Annotated in this window: 15 protein-coding genes and 1 pseudogene; 4 read left to right on the plus strand and 12 right to left on the minus strand. The window is 60.4% G+C overall.

Annotated features, from left to right (window positions below; translation table 11 throughout):
* Positions 1-44 precede the first annotated feature (44 nt).
* The 4 genes from ABIE13_RS02520 to ABIE13_RS02535 form a co-directional block, all read right to left on the minus strand.
* Positions 45-1,481: an efflux transporter outer membrane subunit gene (locus tag ABIE13_RS02520; protein WP_354440854.1), complete on the minus strand. Its 1,437-nt coding sequence runs from the start codon at positions 1,479-1,481 to the stop codon at positions 45-47.
* A gap of 20 nt (positions 1,482-1,501) precedes the next feature.
* Positions 1,502-4,735 (minus strand): efflux RND transporter permease subunit, encoded by a 3,234-nt coding sequence (locus ABIE13_RS02525; RefSeq protein WP_354440856.1) that lies wholly within the window; start codon positions 4,733-4,735, stop codon positions 1,502-1,504.
* Positions 4,736-4,757: 22 nt separating this feature from the next.
* The gene (locus ABIE13_RS02530; protein WP_354440857.1) at positions 4,758-6,014 is read right to left on the minus strand and encodes an efflux RND transporter periplasmic adaptor subunit; all 1,257 of its coding nucleotides are present in this window, start codon (positions 6,012-6,014) and stop codon (positions 4,758-4,760) included.
* Between the two features lie 118 nt (positions 6,015-6,132).
* A complete protein-coding gene (locus ABIE13_RS02535; protein ID WP_354440859.1) occupies positions 6,133-7,029 on the minus strand; it encodes an alpha/beta hydrolase in 897 nt (298 codons plus the stop codon).
* Between the two features lie 171 nt (positions 7,030-7,200).
* Between ABIE13_RS02535 and ABIE13_RS02540 the strand changes: the two genes are divergently transcribed.
* The gene (locus ABIE13_RS02540) at positions 7,201-8,115 is read left to right on the plus strand and encodes a LysR family transcriptional regulator (protein WP_354440861.1); all 915 of its coding nucleotides are present in this window, start codon (positions 7,201-7,203) and stop codon (positions 8,113-8,115) included.
* A gap of 151 nt (positions 8,116-8,266) precedes the next feature.
* Here ABIE13_RS02540 and ABIE13_RS02545 read toward each other — a convergent pair whose 3' ends face one another.
* From ABIE13_RS02545 to ABIE13_RS02555, 3 genes are read right to left on the minus strand one after another with little or no spacing between them, the layout of a single operon-like run.
* Positions 8,267-8,689, minus strand: a complete 423-nt coding sequence (locus ABIE13_RS02545) for a hypothetical protein (RefSeq protein ID WP_354440863.1) — start codon at positions 8,687-8,689, stop codon at positions 8,267-8,269.
* A 45-nt stretch (positions 8,690-8,734) separates the two neighbouring features.
* Positions 8,735-9,916, minus strand: a complete 1,182-nt coding sequence (locus ABIE13_RS02550) for a RimK family protein (RefSeq protein ID WP_354440865.1) — start codon at positions 9,914-9,916, stop codon at positions 8,735-8,737.
* A 3-nt stretch (positions 9,917-9,919) separates the two neighbouring features.
* Complete coding sequence (locus ABIE13_RS02555; protein ID WP_354440866.1) at positions 9,920-10,627, minus strand: GNAT family N-acetyltransferase; 708 nt, start codon at positions 10,625-10,627, stop codon at positions 9,920-9,922.
* Between the two features lie 563 nt (positions 10,628-11,190).
* Between ABIE13_RS02555 and ABIE13_RS02560 the strand changes: the two genes are divergently transcribed.
* The 3 genes from ABIE13_RS02560 (at position 11,191) to ABIE13_RS02570 (ending at position 12,589) form a co-directional block, all read left to right on the plus strand.
* A complete protein-coding gene (locus tag ABIE13_RS02560; protein ID WP_354440868.1) occupies positions 11,191-11,397 on the plus strand; it encodes a hypothetical protein in 207 nt (68 codons plus the stop codon).
* Positions 11,394-11,906 carry a PTS sugar transporter subunit IIA gene (locus ABIE13_RS02565; protein WP_354440870.1) on the plus strand — a complete coding sequence of 171 codons (513 nt, stop codon included), beginning with the start codon at positions 11,394-11,396 and terminating at the stop codon, positions 11,904-11,906. Before ABIE13_RS02560 ends, ABIE13_RS02565 begins: the two co-directional genes overlap by 4 nt.
* Positions 11,907-12,172: 266 nt before the next feature.
* On the plus strand, positions 12,173-12,589 hold the full coding sequence (locus ABIE13_RS02570) for a GNAT family N-acetyltransferase (protein ID WP_354440872.1): 417 nt from the start codon (positions 12,173-12,175) through the stop codon (positions 12,587-12,589).
* 103 nt (positions 12,590-12,692) lie between these two features.
* Here ABIE13_RS02570 and ABIE13_RS02575 read toward each other — a convergent pair whose 3' ends face one another.
* The 5 genes and pseudogenes from ABIE13_RS02575 to ABIE13_RS02595 all read right to left on the minus strand — a co-directional run bounded on the left by ABIE13_RS02575 (position 12,693) and on the right by ABIE13_RS02595 (position 17,478).
* Positions 12,693-13,556, minus strand: a complete 864-nt coding sequence (locus ABIE13_RS02575) for a hypothetical protein (protein ID WP_354440874.1) — start codon at positions 13,554-13,556, stop codon at positions 12,693-12,695.
* Between the two features lie 38 nt (positions 13,557-13,594).
* The gene (locus tag ABIE13_RS02580) at positions 13,595-13,789 is read right to left on the minus strand and encodes a heavy-metal-associated domain-containing protein (protein ID WP_354440876.1); all 195 of its coding nucleotides are present in this window, start codon (positions 13,787-13,789) and stop codon (positions 13,595-13,597) included.
* A gap of 231 nt (positions 13,790-14,020) precedes the next feature.
* Positions 14,021-14,401: pseudogene (gene cueR / locus ABIE13_RS02585) on the minus strand (Cu(I)-responsive transcriptional regulator); the annotation flags it as partial.
* Positions 14,402-14,562: 161 nt separating this feature from the next.
* Positions 14,563-14,916, minus strand: a complete 354-nt coding sequence (locus ABIE13_RS02590) for a glutaredoxin family protein (protein ID WP_354440878.1) — start codon at positions 14,914-14,916, stop codon at positions 14,563-14,565.
* 3 nt (positions 14,917-14,919) lie between these two features.
* Entirely contained in the window at positions 14,920-17,478 is a 2,559-nt protein-coding gene (locus ABIE13_RS02595; RefSeq protein ID WP_354440880.1) for a heavy metal translocating P-type ATPase, read from the minus strand.
* Between the last annotated feature and the right edge of the window lie 27 nt (positions 17,479-17,505).

Here is a 17,505-nt window from a genome sequence, read left to right on the forward strand (position 1 = left end):
CCGATGGTACGAGATGGTGCATCCGCGCTGACAGCTCCCTTATGTCACAAAGCGCCTACGGCGGTCGCCACGCCCCATCCGCCTCCTAGCGCACGAATCAACCCTACCGTCGCCTGGTACTGCGCCGATTTCACCTGCAGGGCCTGGCGGCGGTTTCGCAACTCGCTCCTGCGGGCGTCGAGCAGGTCGAGCTGGCTCACGTAACCGTTGCGGTAGCGCGAGTCTGACAGCACCGTGGCGCGTTGCGCCGAGGCGACCGCCAGCGCCTGTACTGCCGACTGCTCGCGCAGCAGCCTCAGCGATGCGAGCTGGTCTTCGACTTCGCGGAAGGCGATGAGCACCTGTTCGCGGTAGCTGGCCAGCGCGCCGTCGAGCTGGGCAGACGCACCCTGCACGCCGGCCTCGCGCCGGCCGCCGTCCAGGATGGGCAGCGAAAGCAGCGCGCCTATGCCCCATGAGCGAGCCGACCACTTGAAGAGGTCGCTCAAATCGGGCGACGCGGAACCGCCTCCACCGGTGAGTGAGATGCTCGGAAACCAGGCTGTCTGCGCCACGCCCACGCGGGCTTGCGCGGCCTGCACTGACTTTTGCGCTGCAATGACGTCTGGCCGGCGCTCCAGCACGGTCGAGGGGACGCCTGCCGGGATGTTAGGTAACGCGGTCGACCATTCGGCCGAGGGCAGCTCGAAGTTGGAAGCGATGTCACCGGTCAGCACGGCGAGCGCGTGTTCAAGCAAGGCGCGCTGGCGGTCCAGCGCGATGGCTTCGGACTCGGTCGCCGACAGTTCGGTCTGCACGCGAGCCATGTCGAGTTCGGCCAGATCGCCCGCGCGCACGCGCCGTTCGGTCAGGCGCAGCGTGTCGCCATAGGCCTCGACCTGCTCGCGCACCAGGCCGCGCTCGGCGTCGAGCGCGCGCAGCGAGAGGTAGGTTTGCGCAGTTTCAGCCTGTACCAGCAAGCGCGCGCTTTGCAGCAAGGACTCGCGCGATTGCGCATCAAGCGTGGCAGCATTGCTGGCGCCCGCTAGTTTGCCGAATAGATCCACCTCGTAGGAGATGCTGGCGCCGGCGTTCAGCAAGGTCGACGGCTTGTTGCCCTGATTGCGGTCTAGGCCGGCCTGGCGGCTCGCGCCTGCGCCGACACCCACTTGCACAGAGCGATCGGAATCTACCGTGCGTGCTAGTGCGCGGGCTTGGGCCAGACGGGCTGCCGCCTGCTGAATGCTGGTGTTGCTGGCGGCAGCGCGCTCTACCAAGGCGTCGAGCGACGGGTCGTGGAAGGCACGCCACCAATCGCCAGCGGCCTGAACAGGTGCCGCTGCGGCATCTGTGTTCACCGACTGCTCCTTGAACTGCGCGGGTGCCGTGATATTGGTCGCCACTTCTGCCGTGGAGGCACAGCCGGCGAGCACCAGTGCGGCGACCAGCGGCAGCAGGCTAGTGCGCAAGGGGGCCGTGATAGATGAGAAACGGATGGTCATGATCGAACTTAATCCCTGGTTCATTCGTGCGAAGGATGCGGTGCAGCAGGCTGCAGATGGAGGCGACCCGCTCCGCCGCTTGACGTCGGGGCTGAGACCGTGGATTCGCCGTGTTGCTTGAGTGGCCGGTTGCCCGCGAGACGACGCAACACCACATAGAACACCGGCGTCAGGAACAACCCAAAGGCTGTTACGCCAATCATTCCTGCGAACACCGCGACACCCATGGCCTGGCGCATTTCAGAGCCGGCGCCCGTCGACAAGACCAGCGGTAGCACTCCCATCACAAAGGCCAGCGAGGTCATGAGGATAGGGCGCAGGCGCAGCCGGCTCGCTTCAATGGCAGCCTGTACGGGGTTGCGCCCGGCGAACTCCAGTTCCCGTGCAAACTCCACGATCAAAATCGCGTTTTTTGCACTTAGTCCCACCAGCACGATCAGTCCGATCTGAGTGAAAACGTTGTTGTCCCCTCCCGAAAGCCACACGCCTGTCATAGCGGCCAGAAGGCCCATCGGCACGATCAGGATGATCGCCACAGGTAGCGTCAGGCTTTCGTACTGCGCAGCCAGCACCAGGAACACCAGCAGGATCGCCAGCGGGAACACAAGGAACGCGGAGTTGCCGGCCAGGATCTCCTGATAGGTCAGCTCGGTCCACTCGAAGCTGATGCCCTTGGGTAGCGTTTCAGCCGCAATGCGCGCCACGACGTCCTGCGCCTGGCCCGACGAGTAACCAGGGGCCGGGCCACCATTGATGTCAGCCGCCAGGTAGCCGTTGTAGCGCATGGCGCGCTCGGGGCCGAAGCTCGAATTGACCTTCATCAGCGCAGAGAGCGGAACCATTTCACCCGAGGTCGAGCGCACCTTGAGCAAGCCCACGTCTTCGGCCCTCGCGCGATAAGGCGCATCGGCTTGCACACGCACGCTGTAGGTGCGGCCGAACTTGTTGAAGTCGTTCGCATACAGGCTACCCAGGTAGATCTGCATGGTGTCGAAGATGTCCGTCACCGGCACGCCGAGCTGGCGCGCCTTGGTGCGGTCGATGTCGGCATACAGTTGCGGCACATTGACCTGCCAACTGGTGAACATGCCGGCCAGTTCTGGCGCCTGATAAGCCTTGGCCATGAAGGCCTTCACAGCAGCATCCATCTGGTCGTATCCGAGCGAGGCGCGGTCTTCGATCTGCATCTTGAAGCCGCCCGTGGTGCCAAGTCCGGCCACCGGCGGCGGAGGAAACATCACGATGAATGCGTCCTGGATGCTCGCGAACTGCTGGTTGAGCTGGCCTGCGACGGCGCCGCCGCTCTGGTCCACGCGCTTGCGTTCGTCGAAAGGCTTGAGGGTGACGAACACCACGCCTGAATTCGAGCTGTTGGTAAAGCCGTTGATCGACAAGCCGGGGAATGCGATCGCGTCTTCTACGTTAGGATTCTTCTTGACAATCTCGCCCATGCGATGGATGACGTCTTCAGTGCGATCAAGCGTAGCGCCGTCAGGCAATTGCGCAAAGCCGATCAGGTACTGCTTGTCCTGCGCCGGCACAAAGCCGCCCGGCACCACCTTGAAAAGGCCGAAGGTTACGCCGATCAGTGCGAGGTAGATCGCCAGCATCAGTGTTTTGCGCGAAATCGCGCCTTTGACGCCGCCGCTGTAGGCCTGCGAGCCGCGGTGGAACAGCCTGTTGAAGCCGCGAAACAACCAGCCCAGCGACTTGTCCATGCCCCGCGTCAGCGCGTCCTTCGGTTGGTCGTGACCGCGCAGCAGCAAAGCAGCGAGCGCGGGTGAGAGCGTCAGCGAATTGATCGCCGAGATCACGGTCGAGATCGCGATAGTCACCGCAAACTGGCGGTAGAACTGACCCGTGAGACCGCTGATGAAAGCCAACGGCACGAACACGGCCACCAGCACCAGCGCGATGGCAATGATAGGCCCCGACACTTCACGCATTGCCTTGTAGGTGGCATCCAGCGGGGTCAGACCGTCCTCGATATTGCGCTCGACGTTCTCGACCACCACGATCGCGTCGTCTACCACGATGCCGATCGCCAGCACCAGCCCGAACAGGCTCAGCGCGTTGATCGAGAAGCCCAGCACATGCAGCATCGCGAATGTCCCGATCACCGACACCGGCACGGCCAGCAGCGGAATAATCGATGCGCGCCAGGTTTGCAGGAACAGGATCACGACCAACACCACGAGCGCGATGGCTTCGAGCAGCGTGTGGATGACCGATTCGATCGAGGCCCTGACGAACTGCGTTGGGTCGTAGGCGATGCGGTATTCCACGCCTTCGGGCATGCCCTTGGCGATGTCGTCCATGGTCAGTCGCACATCGCGCGAGATATCGAGCGCGTTGGAGCCGGGCGCCTGGAACACGCCCATGCCCACGGCGGCGTCGTTGTTCAGCAGAGAGCGCAGCGAGTAGTCGGCTGCACCCATTTCGAGGCGGCCGATGTCGCGCAGCCGGGTGACGGCGCCGTCGGCGCTGCTCTTGACGATGATGTCGCCGAACTCTTCCTCGCTCTGCAGGCGACCCTGCGCATTGATGGAAAGCTGCATGTCCACACCCGAAAGTCCGGGCGAGGCACCCACTACGCCGGCGGCCGCCTGGATGTTCTGGCTGCGGATAGCGGCCACCACGTCGCTGGCCGAGAGGCCGCGCTGAGCGACCTTCTGCGGGTCTAGCCACACGCGCATCGAGTATTCGCCGCCACCGAAAATCTGCACCTGCCCCACGCCCTGGATACGGGCGAGCCTGTCTTTCACGTTGAGCACTGCGTAGTTGCGCAGGTAGTTGATGTCGTATCGGTCGTTTGGCGACACAAGGTGCACCACCATTGTGAGGTCGGGTGCGCTCTTGATCGTCGTGATACCCAGACGCCGCACTTCTTCGGGCAGACGCGGCTCGGCTTGCGAGACGCGGTTTTGCACCAGCTGCTGCGCCTTGTCGGGATCTGTGCCGAGCTTGAATGTCACGGTCAGTGTCATTACGCCGTCGGTTGTGGCCTGGCTACCCATGTAGAGCATGCCTTCGACGCCGTTGATCGATTCCTCTAGCGGCGTCGCTACCGTCTCAGCGATCACTTTCGGATTCGCGCCCGGGTACTGGGCGCGCACCACCACGGAAGGCGGCGCGACGTCAGGGTATTCGGAGATCGGCAGCCCCCGCAAGGCGATGAGCCCCGCAATGACCATCAGCACCGACAGCACGCCGGCAAAGATCGGCCGGTCGATGAAAAACTTCGAAAAATTCATGATGCTTTTACTTCGTCCCTGATCAGGATTTGTCGGCCTGCGCCACGCGTTCCGGCTTGGCTTGCGAAGACGCCGCGGCCGTCGCATCCATGGATACGGTCTGGGGCGCCACCAATGCGCCAGGGCGAATGTGCTGCAGGCCGTTCACGACCACGCGCTCGCCAGGCTGTAGCCCTTTATGCACGACGCGCAGGCCATTGCTCGGTGCGCCAATCGTCACTTCACGGTACTCGGCCTTGTTGTCGGCACTGATCACCATCACGAACTTCTTGCTCTGATCGGTGCCGATGGCACGCTCGCTGACCAGTATCGCCTTGTCTGCGCGCGCCTGGCCCATTCGGATGCGAGCGAACTGGCCGGGCATCAGTGAGCCGTCGGCGTTGTCGAAGGCGGCGCGCACGCGCACCGTACCGCTCTTCGCGTCGACCTGGTTGTCGATGAGCTGCAGCTTGCCGCGCCATGGCGTTCCTTCGCTTGCCGCGGTGCCCATCTGAACCGGGATACGCTCGATGAGGCCGCGCGCACTGGATCCGGCTGTGGATACGTCTTTCAGGGCCCGGACGATGACGCTTTCATCGGCGTCGAAGCTGGCGTAGATCGGGCTTACGGACACCAGCGTGGTCAGCACGGGCGCGCCCGGCCCGGCAGCCACAAGGTTGCCCACTGTCACTTCAAGCTTGCCGATACGGCCCGCGACCGGAGCGCGCACTTGCGTATAGTCAAGACTTAGCTTGGCGGTTTGCAACGACGCTTGCGCGGCGCGCAGATTGGCGTCCGCTTCATCACGACCGTTGGAACGCTCTTCGAACTCCCGTTGTGCAATGGCCCGCTCTTCCCACAGGCGCTTGGCGCGGGTCTGCTCGCCGAGCGCCTGCGCCACACGGCTCTGGGCCGCTGCGACCTGCGCCGAGGCGCGCTCGACTTCGGCTGCGTACGGGGCGGGGTCGATGGTGATGAGAAGGTCACCTCGCTTGACCAGCGCACCTTCGCGGAAATGGACGGTCTGCACGGCGCCCGCAACGCGCGAGCGGACATCGACGCGTTCGACCGCTTCGAGACGGCCGGAAAACTCATTCCAACCCGCAACTTCGCTTTCGGCCACGGTCGCTACCGAGACGGGGATGGCTTGCGGTGCGCTGGCGGCCGGCACGTCGGTCGCTTCGGCACTGAAGCTCTGAAGACCGAGACCGGCCGAGAGCACTGCAGCGAGGGCGGTGAGCCCGGTGATAGCGGGCCAGACGCCGCGGCGCGCCAAGCTGGAGATTTCTTTTTTAGACATGAGAGGTCCTTGTGATGATTTCGGGATGCAGCGGCCCAGCCCGGTGCCTTTCGCAACGGACTGAGCGAACCGGTAACCGGAATCGCCGGTTACCGAAAATTAAAGAGAAGGAGCGGCGTCAGCCCGCCGATTCGGGCGGTTCTGCCGCCAGCGGGGGAGGGGGCGTCGCTTTGCTGAAGAACGCAAGAAAGTGCTGCTGCACCGTGGCGGTACACACACACTCGTTGGCTTCAGGCGCTGACAAAGCCTCTGGCCAGTTAGTGGCCGAGGGCAGCACGCTGCTCGTCACCGGGTTGCCTGCTTCTCGCAGACGCTCCGCGAAAGCCAAGGCCTCGTCGCGCATCGGGTCGTCGGCGCCGACCAGCACCAGGGTGGGTGCGATCTCAGCCAAACGCAGCGAAGCGCCTGGTACTGCATAAGGATGCACCGCATCGTTCGGGCAACGAAAGAAATCTCTCCAGCCCGAAGCGAACTTGCAATCCGTGGCGTCGCCAGTCGCCTGCCGCAACGACGCGGTGCCAGCACACGGGTCCAGCATGGGTGACAACAGGATTTGCCCTGACAAGGGTGGATGCCCCCGGTCACGAGAGATCAGTGCCACTGCAGCGGCCAGATTTCCGCCGGCTTCTTCACCTGCAAGAAAGAGTGGGGCGCCTTTGCCTGCCAGCTTGGTGCGTTGCTTGTGTAGCCATAACAGCGCCGCGTAGCCCACTTCGATAGGCTCCGGAAACGGGTATTGTGGTGCCAGTGGATAGGCCAGCGATACCACCACTGCTCCAGCGCCCGCGAGCATCAAACCGACGGTGCGACCGTTCTCCAGATTGCCAGACACGAACGTCCCGCCATGAAAATGCAGCACCAGCGGCGATACGGCACCCTTGCGCTTGGCGCCATAGATGCGCGCTTTTACCGGCTCTCGGTTGGGCAGATCGATCGTGATGTCGGCCTCGGCGATGACCACCGCGGTCGCGGTGGCGTCTTCAGCGGCAGCAAGCGGTGTAGAACGAGGTGACATGATAGACCTTGAGGTGGTATGAACCGACGGATCAAATATAAATCGTTCGGCGTGTCAAAAAAGGGGGGTGAAGATACCGCTCTGTTTCCATTCGACCAACAATCAGCCCGAAACTGTGTGTGAGAATTCCGCAGCGCCGGTATTTCGCCGTGCGCTGCAAGGAGCACATTGATGGATCAGATCCAGGCCATGCGAGTTTTCGTCCGCGTCGTCGAAACCGGATCTTTCACGCGTGCGGCAGACTCTCTAGGCCTGCCCAAGGGCACCGTCACCAAACAGATCCAGGCGCTGGAAGCGCGCTTGCGCGCAAAGCTGCTCAACCGTACCACGCGGCGTGTCACGGTCACGCCTGACGGCGCAGCGTATTTTGAACGTACCGCGCGCTTGCTTAACGACTTCGACGATATCGAGGCGAGCATGACCAACGCACAGGCCAACCCAAGTGGGCGCTTGCGCATAGATGTAGGCACCCAGATCGCACAACATGTGATCTTGCCTGCGCTCAATACCTTTCTTGACCGTTACCCAGACATGCAGGTCGACCTTGGCGTTAGCGACCGCACGGTTGACCTGCTCAGCGACAACGTCGACTGCGTGATCCGTGGTGGCGTGCTGGCCGACCAGTCGCTCGTAGCACGCCGTATCGGCAGCCTCGCTTTCGTCACAGTCGCTTCGCCCGCCTACATCAAGCGCTATGGCATGCCGCAGCACCCGAATGACATCGAAAAGAGGCACCAGCTGGTTGGATTCTTTTCAGGCACAGCCCGCCGGCCGTATCCCCACGAGTTTCACAAAGGCGATGAGGTTATCGATCTGACCTCCCCGTACCGCGTCTCGGTCAACGACGGTAATGCCCATCTAGCGGCGGTGCTCGGCGGCTTCGGCATATCGCAGTGTGTGCGGCTGGTTGCCGATCCGTACCTGCAAAACGGTGAGTTGGTTGAAGTGCTGCCGGAATGGCGCTGCCCGCCGATTCCAATGCATGTGGTCTACCCACCCAACCGGCACCTGAGTGCCAAGGTTCGAGCTTTTGTGGATTGGGCGGCCGAGCTGTTTGCCAAGGACCCTCAGCTACAGCGCAACTGAAGTTGCGTACTGGCCCACCGGCATCGCGGGCCTGAGCGGGATCACAGCTCCTCCATGCAGACGGAGGCGAAATGGTCTGTGTATGCGCGACAGTGCCAAACATAAGGCAGCCAGTGGCCCGTCGTGAACGGTCACCTCTACGTCTAATCCGCTAAGCTGAGCGCCGCAAGGAGGTCACCCCTTTGGGAGGGGAAGCAGACGAGGCCGCAAAGGCGAGATTGGCTGCAGTCGAATCATCACAACCTTCGCTTTTAGCCGTCAGAGAGAAAGTGTCGTGAACGTCGTGTGAGTCATTTTCCGGGTAGGCAAGTTTTTTCGAGATCTCGGAGTGGTTATGGCGAGACTCGAAGCTCCGCAGAAGATTCCGCAGGATCTTGCGATACACCTCATCACCTTGCTTGGCATCCTCAACGCCCGCGTCGAGATTGGGGTTGTCATTGATCTCTATGACGAAGGCCTTCCCCGCCTGCACCTTGATGTCTACGCCATAGAATCCGTCGCCGACCAGACTGGCTGACTTGCAGGCTGCAAGAAGAACCTGCTCCGGCACGTCCTCTAAAAGAATGGCCTCCACTTGGCCTTCAACGGATTTTCCGTCCGAAGAGTGTTTTATGATTTGTCAGTGATCCCGGCACATGTGGTACTGCGCTGCAAACAACGGCTTGCCCTCAAGGACGCCGATCCGCCAATCGAATTCCGTGTACATGAACTCTTGAACGAGGATGACATCTGATTCCTTGAGCATCTCCTGTGCAATTGCTTGCAACTGAACAGCGTCGTCGGCCTTCTTGACGCTTCGACTAAAGGCGCCATCGGGAACTTTTAAAACCACAGGATAGGTCAACTTGATTCCGAACCCTGCGAGGCTTTGGCGGCTGAGCAAGTATGTTTTGGGTGTCGCAACGCCGTTCTCCTGGAGCAATTCGGCCAGGAACGCCTTATTGGTGCAGCGAAGAATCGAAGCGGGATCGTCGATGACCGGCATGCCTTCGGACTGGGCCATCCTTGCGAACTGGAAGGTGTGATGCGAAACAGCCGTCGTCTCGCGTATGAACAATGCGTCAAACTGGGTCAACCGAGAGAGGTCCTTCTTTTCGATCAACTCGACAGAAATGTCCATCGTCTCAGCAATACTGGAGATTCTCCTGAGGGTTTTCAGATTGGACGGAGGCAGCGGGTCCTTGGGGTCGTGCAGGATGGCCAGGTCCATGCGATAGGTTCGAGGTTGAACTGCCGGCTTCCAGGCGCGGCGCGTGAATTTGGACAATCCCCGAATGAAGGCCACATCGCGTTCCGGATCCACGTCCCTGGGCTCCAGGGGATGAAGGGCTGAGATTTGCCATCCGCCCGACTTCTCTAAACGCTCAAGCTCAATCTCCAGCAGAGGGCATCTGAAAATTTCAAAGCTCTTGCGTGCAAGAGCCGCTAATTGCTGATCCTCGATCTCACCGAAGAAGACATGCAATGTGAGGCTCCTGACGGATTTCGGAACCTCCTTTAGCGACCCGACCAAGCGGTTGAGAGTTGGCAGTGAGGCAGCTTGAAGTTTCTTTCGCTGCAAATCGAGAATCGTTTCCACGCTGGGGGTCACACGATCGCCCCTGGCTTCGGCCAAGAGTGAACAATAGTAGCCAATGCTCAGATAGCTGTAGCTTCGGCAGAGATTGATCACTTTCCCTGGCCGCCTTCGTATTCGGGATCCCTCTGCGATGAATCTCTCGGCCGTGATGATCTCGATATCTGGATCATTCCATCGGAAATCGGAAATTTTCTCTACCACTACTAAATGATCTGAATTCACTTTTTATTCCTGCGTATTTAAGAACCACGGCGATCGCCAAGAATTCGTCGCGACAGTCGATTTCGAAATCCCCACGGCAGGTGGCCATTGCAAGACTGAACGGGCCACAACCAACGTGGCCTTGTTCCAAACTTGGAGCGCCATCAAGTTGGCTACGGAGATCTCTGGCGTTAGCGCCTTCATGTCCATAAGCGGAGACGAAGGGCCACCTGTAGAGCTTGGAGTTCCCCTGAGGGGGCGGGCCTGTGGAACCGTGCAATGGTGCACCTTGCGGAAGCGAACGGCGCTCATGCCATCCTCATAGTAGCGGTCGACAACCCGACCAAACGACTCGAATCCGAGGCTCCTGAAGAGTCGGTGGGCATTCGGGTTATCACTGCGACTTTCCAGACGCATCTCTGCGCTGCCCGCCTCCCCGGCGCACGCCAGCGCTTCGGAAATCAGCGCGCGCCCAATCCCCGAACGCCGATGTCCATGCTCCACCGCGATGGAGTACAGCCGTGCAACGGCGGAGCCTTTTCGTGTCAGGACGATAGCGGCGCCGACGATACTTTGATGATGTGCTGCGACGAGCACGAGGGCTGATTGGCTGCGGAGCAGGCCAATCCAGCTGCGCCTTGAGATGCAGTCGCCAGAGAATGCCTCGTGTTCGAGTTTCAGAAGATGAGGCAGGTCATGGACTTGCGCCTTTCGCACATTGACTGTCGTCATACATCACCGTTTGCTCTTTGTTTCTTGGGAGTTTTCATGTCGCCTTGTTCCAGGGAGAGATTCCCGGGGCGATGAGTCGCTCCGATACACGACCAGGCATGCAAATGCTAGCGGGAGGAGTATTGAGAGAAGCGAAAAAAATATATTTAAAAGATCGCTCTTCATTTCGAATAAGAGGTGCCAGGAAAATATAGATCTGCAACTCGATGGATTTTTTTGAGTCCGCCTGTTTTTAGAAGATCTCCATTCAATAAGAGAATCGTTCTTGTCGCTTTAAAGATCCGTGAAATCACGACGCAACCTTAACGCAATCCGCATATTCGGATCGTAAATTCGTCGTAAATTAAGAGGGCGATGCCACGTTTAGATGTCAGGAATCCTCAACTTTCTGTTCTCTAAAAATGGTGCGTCAGATTTGACGAGGAAAGGCCGACGATTTACGAAAAATTTATGCCAAACATGGCTGTATGCATAGAAAATTTAAGCACCTTTAGAGACCACTTCGGTTTAGAAATTTCGCCGTCAACATTTGAAAAATCCATATGGGCTTTAAGACCAAAAGCATGCGAGGGATTGCTTTTTTTTCTGGCGGTGGCTGGCTGTCGACACTGTCTCCCCACGCACTCGCCAAGCTGTCGGGCAACATGTTCGTGCGGCAAACAGAGTCGCGCCAGCTCGGAATGCCACGCGTGAATCTGCTGGAACTCAATCTTGCATTGAACAGCTTGATGAGTAGAGCGCCCGTCACTTTCCTGGTGAGTGGCCAATGAGCACCCTGAGCACTTACCTCCAGGTCGAAGATGTGGTTCTCGACCTGGAGGTGCCTGACAAACTGCATCTGTTCAGGGAGATCGGTCGGCACATGGAGCGCGTGCACGGTTTGCCGTTCGACTGGGTTGTCTTCGGCCTCCTGCGGCGCGAAAAAGCAGGGTCGACCGCGTTAGGAGAAGGTGTCGCCATTCCTCATGCACGGGTGAGAGATCTGGGTCGGGTGTGCGCTCTCTACCTCCGCCTTTCCCCCGCCATTTCTTTCGAGACACCTGACGGAAAGCCTGTGACCGACGTACTAGGTTTGATGGTCCCCGGACCAGCGACGGAAATCCACCTCGAAATCCTGGCCGACGCCGTATCCCTGTTTTCCGATCCCGCATTTCGGGAAACGCTGCATCGCTGCAACGATCCCGCGCAGGTTAAAGAGATCTTCGACCGTTGGACCTCCGCACCACTTGCAATCCAGCGGGATTTCCGCCACTACTGCTACCCGAGACGGGTTCTGTGAATGAGGGGCGGTGTGTCGGGGTCACGGCCAGCCGAGACAGACTGAGCCCGACTGAGCCCGACCGACTTGGGCGCCTCGCTCATTAGGAAGATGCCGTACGCATGCTGGTCGGCAAACTCAGGCGCAAGTTGGGTGACGATGTATCTGCACCTCAACACATCATCACGGGAGCGCGGAATTGGGCTGCGATTTTTCGGCAACGATCGAAAACACGCAAAACCGATCCAGGCAATTGCCGGTGCGCCTGGATATTCACTGCTTGAAATATGCAAAACGTTGAGACTACCTTTTCCCCTGAGACGGATGATCTTCTGCAAATCTCAAGAGCCGTCATTTCCCACGATCGTGCGACTATAGGAGCACGCAGCCCACAGCCGCTGGCGTGTCTGGCGCGAGAAGATGGTCGCTTGATCGGCGGTGCAGCAGGACGAATTGAAGTTGGAAGACTTTACGTGGAGTACCTTTGGGTGGATGTGGGCCACCGGGGCAAGGGACTCGGCGCAAGGTTGCTCCAAGATATCGAGGAAGCAGCGAAGCGCACTGGCTGCACAGAATTCCAGATCGAATCGCTGTCCGACAGCGCTGCCTCAATGTATCGGCGCGCCGGATACCAGACGCGCGCGCAGATCGACAACTATATTCCTGGGCTAACGTTGCAAATACATCTCAAATATTTGACTTAAGTCGGTGAAGAACGCCTAGGTCCTTGGAGTTCGCGGCTCGACAACAGCAACATGACGCTCTCCAAATCCAGAGCTTCCATCTGTCGACGAGCATCGTATGAGGTCACGGCGCTGCCGGGACAGTGACAACGAATGGCACTGTTCGCACCTGGTCGCTGCCCTTGAACTGGATCCACAGCGCATACCGACCCGAACGAGGGGGCGTTGCGTGGAGCATCAAGTCTGCTGGAACGGCTGCCTTAGGGTTGTCATGCGAGCCGTGGGACGCATGTGATCCATGGCCGCCTCTTGGAGCGTCTGCCACCATGGCGTGAGCGTGTACATAGGAAAGATCATCGGTGCTCACGAACACAGCATGCGCCGGCACTCCAAGATATAGCCCGAGGTCCTTCGCAGGCTTGCCGTCCTTCAGGACTGTCAACGCGATCATGCTTTCGGTCCCCGCTCGTAGCGCCGATGCGTCCAACTTGACCGTATAGGGACCGTCGGACCCTTTGGTCGCACCGACGGGCACCTGTTGCTGGGCTGTTGGATCCGTTGCAATGCCTACGGGCACTTCGAAGCGGACGACTTGTTGGCCAAGGCCCTTTGGCACAACGTCGGCGTAGACATGGTAGGTCCCGGGCTTCGGAAATCGCATCGCGACGCTGAAACGACCGTCAGCGTCACGCTTGCCTGCATGCTCGTGCACGAAGTTTGAAAAATCGGCTCGCGTCGCCAGCATGTGGAGTTCTTGCGTCAGCTCCTCTTCGAAATGTTTGATTGGCTTACCCGTCGCCTTGTCCTTGAAAGCAAGCAGTAGCTCGCGCGAGAGTGGCCCGGTGTCTCGGACCACAAGCTCGGCAGTGACCTTCTCGGTCACGCCGGGAAGAGCAAAGGCGCCCTTGAGGGGCTGTGCCGCGAATGAAGGCAGTCCCGTGGTGCTTGCCACGGTCGCGCCGATCGCCAGAAGAGGCTTGATGTTCATGAGTCTTGCTCCTTAGTCGGCTGGTTCATGGGCTCGGATTACTGCTTGTCTGGGTAACCGGCTTCTTGAAGAACCGTGAGAAAAGCGCTTTTGGCCAGCGCGCTGTCGACCCGGACTTCGCGCGTGGGCGGATCAGATTCGATGCGCGCTTGCGGGTCGACGCTCAGCAGCGCCCTGGTGACGGATCTGGCGCAGCCGCCGCAGGTCATGTTGGGAATATAGAAACGATGCATCTTGATTTCCTGGTTGGTTGCTAGGGCGTGTTAACAAGTCCTAATGTGGGTTTTGACAGCGTGGCAAGGTCAAGGCTTTTCAGAGAATTTTTCAACTTTGTTTGCCTTAACTCACGCTGGCCTCGCCACGGAGGCTCGATGGTGAGATGAGGCCGGCGTGTCGACCCCGAACAGAGGCGTCCTGTGCGGCGCCTGCGTACCCCGATCCGCCGCCGCTGCGACGGCCGGCTCGGCCAAATCCTCAAGGATGGGGCAATCTGGACGGTCATTGCCGTGGCAGTGATCGGCCAGGTGCTCGAGCGTTTGCGCCATCGCTTGTAGTTCAGCGATCTTCGCCTTTAGTCCGGCAGCATGGGAAAGCGCCATCGTCTTGACGTCGGCGCTAGCGCGGTCACGGTCGTTCCATAAGGCCAGCAACGCTGATATCTGTTCGACAGAAAAGAAAAGGTCGCGCGCCCGACGAATGAAGCGAAGGCTATGCACGTCCGCCGAGTTGTAATGCCGGTAGCCTGCATCAGAACGATTGGCTTGCGGAATCAAGCCAATCTGCTCGTAGTAGCGAATCATCTTCGCCGATACGCCGGAGAACTTGGCCGCTTGTCCAATATTCATCATTCTCTCCCAATGGATTAATCAAACACCACCGGAATAACCGGAGGCCTTACCTACGTCCCAATACTCATTCGGGCGTAGGGAACACGTCGACATGCAGGTCCTGGGATCGCAGTCGACGCCCGTCGTCATTCGTCCAGTCGGCCCTCCTTCGAGCTTCGTTATGACGCGCGCTCATTGGGGGCGTGGGACAAGCCGAGTGCCACCGTCAGGCCTGGTTTTTGCGACGGAAAGGTGCCGTAGAAAAGCTGCTTACCCACCAGGGTGATGGGTGCCACACGCACGCCAGTGCGTACCTTGGCTTCAGCCATGATTTCAGGTACGGTGAGGTCGCGTTCTTCGAATGCGACTCCTTCTCTGTTGAGCCAAGCCTTCAGCGCCCAGCAGTCAGGGCAGGTCGGTGTCGTGTAGACGATGACGGGGGGATGGTTTGCGCTGGTCATGGCGGGCTCCTTGAGCTTGTAGGGGTGTTCACCCAGGCCGTACGTTGGCCCGGGCTTAAGGTCTATGGTCATCCATCAGGCGTGGCGGGGCGATGCGACTGGGCTCACCGGCATTTCGCTGCGGGCTTCGACCGCCATCGGAGCCCGGAAGCGCTTGAGTCGCAGCGCATTACCGAGCACGAAGACGCTGGAGAGCGCCATCGCTGCTGCAGCGAAGATCGGCGACAGCAGCATGCCGTTCACCGGGTAAAGCATGCCTGCCGCTACGGGGATCAGCAGGGCGTTGTAGGCGAAGGCCCAGAACAGGTTCTGCTTGATGTTGCGGATCGTTGCCTTGCTGAGCGCGATGGCGTTCGGCACACCCCGCAGGTCGCCCGACATCAGCACCACGTCAGCCGCCTCGATCGCTACGTCGGTACCTGTGCCGATGGCGAGCCCAACATCTGCTTCGGCGAGCGCTGGTGCGTCGTTGATACCGTCTCCGACGAAGGCAACCCGCGCGCCGTTGATCCGGAACTTCTTCAACGCCGCGACCTTGCCGTCGGGCAAGACCTCGGCAGCGACTTCATCGATGCCAAGCTGCCTGGCAATGGCGGCGGCCGTTGCTGCGTTGTCGCCCGTGATCATGGCGACCTTGAGTCCGAGCGCGTGCAGCGCCTTGATCGCTGCGGGCGTCGTCTCTCTGATCGGGTCGGCGACCGCTATCACCGCCGCCAGGCGACCGTCGATCGCGGCATAAAGCGGGCTCTTGCCTTGTTCGCCAAGACGCTGTGCGGTCTGCTGGAAGCTTCCCACGTCAAGTCCGAGCTGCGTCATGAACCGGTCAGCGCCGACGGCGATAGTGCGTCCTGCAACCTCGGCCGACACGCCGTAGCCCGGTGTTGCATTAAAGCTCTCGATAGGGGCAACTGTCAGGCCCAGTTGCTTGGCGGCTGCGACGATCGATTCGGCGATCGGGTGCTCAGAGCGGGTCTCGACTGCCGCAACCAGCGCCAGCACTTCGTTGTATTCGAAGCCTTTGGCCGGAACCAGATCGGTCAGCTCGGGGCGTCCTTTGGTCAGTGTGCCGGTCTTGTCGAGTGCGATGACGCTCACGTCGCGCAGCGCCTGCAGAGCTTCCCCCTTGCGGAACAAAATGCCGAGCTCGGCGGCGCGACCGGTACCGACCATGATGGAGGTCGGCGTCGCCAGCCCCATGGCACACGGGCAGGCGATGATCAGCACCGCGACTGCATTGATGAGCGCGAAGGTAAGCGCCGGATCCGGACCAAAGACCAGCCAGATCAGAAAAGTCAGCGTGGCCGCGACCATCACGGCCGGCACGAACCACATCGTCACCTTGTCGACCAGGGCCTGGATCGGCAGTTTCGAGCCCTGCGCTTCCTCGACCAGACGGATGATCTGCGCGAGGACCGTGTTTGCGCCGACCTTGGTGACGCGGAAACTGAACGCGCCTGTCTTGTTGATCGTGCCGCCAACCACTTCGGCGCCCACGCCTTTGGACACGGGCACTGGCTCACCAGTGATCATGCTCTCGTCCACATAGGAGGCGCCCTCAACCACCTCGCCGTCGACCGGAACCTTCTCGCCCGGACGCACCAGCACAACGTCACCTGTTGTCACCTGATCGAGTGGGAGTTCGACCGTCGCGCCGTTGCGCTGAACGCGTGCAGTCTTCGCCTGCAGTCCAACCAACCGCTTGATAGCCTGAGAGGTTCGCCCCTTGGCGCGCGCTTCCAGCGTGCGTCCGAGCAGGATCAAGGTCACGATGACAACGGCCGCTTCGAAATAAACATTGGCTGTGCCTTCGGGCAGCAGGCGGGCAGCGAACGTCGCGACCACGGAATAGCCGTAGGCCGCTGCCGTACCCACCGATACCAGCGAGTTCATATCAGGCGCACCGCGCAGCAAGGCCGGCACGCCTTTGCGGAAGAAGCGAAGGCCCGGCCCGAACAGGACCAGGGTTGCGAGCGCGAACTGGATGTACCAGCTCGTCTGCTCACCCAGAACACTCATCACCCAATGGTGCATGGCGGGGATCAGGTGCGAGCCCATCTCGAGGATGAAGACGGGTAAGGTCAGGACGGCGGCTATCAGCAAAGAGCGCCGCAATTCACGTCCCTCACTCTCGCGGCGTTCGGTCTCCTGATCGTCCGCATTCGGCGTGTCGGAGGACAAACGGCGCGACTTGTAGCCCGCCTGTTCGACTGCCGCTTCCAGGTCAGTCGTGGAGACGACGCCGGCCAGGTGCCGCACCCGCGCGCGCTCCGTAGCCAGGTTGACCGTGGCCTCTATTACGCCCGGGACCTTGGCGAGCGCCTTCTCGACCCGGCCCACGCATGAGGCGCAGGTCATGTCCTCGATGGCGAGCTCTATGGTCTCTTCGCGCACGGAGTACCCGGCGCTTTCGATGGCGCGCACGGCTGCCAGCGGATCGGCCACGCCAGTGAAGCTGACGTCGGCGCGCTCTGTGGCCAGATTGACCGAGGCCGTTGCCACCCCGGAAACCGCCTTCAGCGCGCGCTCGACACGGCCGACGCATGAGGCGCAGGTCATGCCTTCGACTGGCAGGCTCAGGCGCATGACGCTGGATTTGGATGAATTGGAGTCTTGCTGGAGAGCAACGGAGACCATTGAACTACCCCTTTAATGTTGTGTTGT

This window comes from Ottowia thiooxydans (assembly GCF_040548795.1).
GTDB lineage: Bacteria > Pseudomonadota > Gammaproteobacteria > Burkholderiales > Burkholderiaceae_C > Ottowia > Ottowia thiooxydans_A.

Excerpts from the sequence above, each read along its gene's own strand:
- ABIE13_RS02520 (WP_354440854.1), bottom strand. The coding sequence starts at position 1,481 with ATGACCATCCGTTTCTCATCTATCACGGCCCCCTTGCGCACTAGCCTG.
- ABIE13_RS02525 (WP_354440856.1), bottom strand. The coding sequence starts at position 4,735 with ATGAATTTTTCGAAGTTTTTCATCGACCGGCCGATCTTTGCCGGCGTG.
- ABIE13_RS02530 (WP_354440857.1), bottom strand. The coding sequence starts at position 6,014 with ATGTCTAAAAAAGAAATCTCCAGCTTGGCGCGCCGCGGCGTCTGGCCC.
- ABIE13_RS02535 (WP_354440859.1), bottom strand. The coding sequence starts at position 7,029 with ATGTCACCTCGTTCTACACCGCTTGCTGCCGCTGAAGACGCCACCGCG.
- ABIE13_RS02540 (WP_354440861.1), top strand. The coding sequence starts at position 7,201 with ATGGATCAGATCCAGGCCATGCGAGTTTTCGTCCGCGTCGTCGAAACC.
- ABIE13_RS02555 (WP_354440866.1), bottom strand. The coding sequence starts at position 10,627 with ATGACGACAGTCAATGTGCGAAAGGCGCAAGTCCATGACCTGCCTCAT.
- ABIE13_RS02560 (WP_354440868.1), top strand. The coding sequence starts at position 11,191 with ATGCGAGGGATTGCTTTTTTTTCTGGCGGTGGCTGGCTGTCGACACTG.
- ABIE13_RS02565 (WP_354440870.1), top strand. The coding sequence starts at position 11,394 with ATGAGCACCCTGAGCACTTACCTCCAGGTCGAAGATGTGGTTCTCGAC.
- ABIE13_RS02570 (WP_354440872.1), top strand. The coding sequence starts at position 12,173 with ATGCAAAACGTTGAGACTACCTTTTCCCCTGAGACGGATGATCTTCTG.
- ABIE13_RS02575 (WP_354440874.1), bottom strand. The coding sequence starts at position 13,556 with ATGAACATCAAGCCTCTTCTGGCGATCGGCGCGACCGTGGCAAGCACC.
- ABIE13_RS02580 (WP_354440876.1), bottom strand. The coding sequence starts at position 13,789 with ATGCATCGTTTCTATATTCCCAACATGACCTGCGGCGGCTGCGCCAGA.
- ABIE13_RS02590 (WP_354440878.1), bottom strand. The coding sequence starts at position 14,916 with ATGACCATAGACCTTAAGCCCGGGCCAACGTACGGCCTGGGTGAACAC.
- ABIE13_RS02595 (WP_354440880.1), bottom strand. The coding sequence starts at position 17,478 with ATGGTCTCCGTTGCTCTCCAGCAAGACTCCAATTCATCCAAATCCAGC.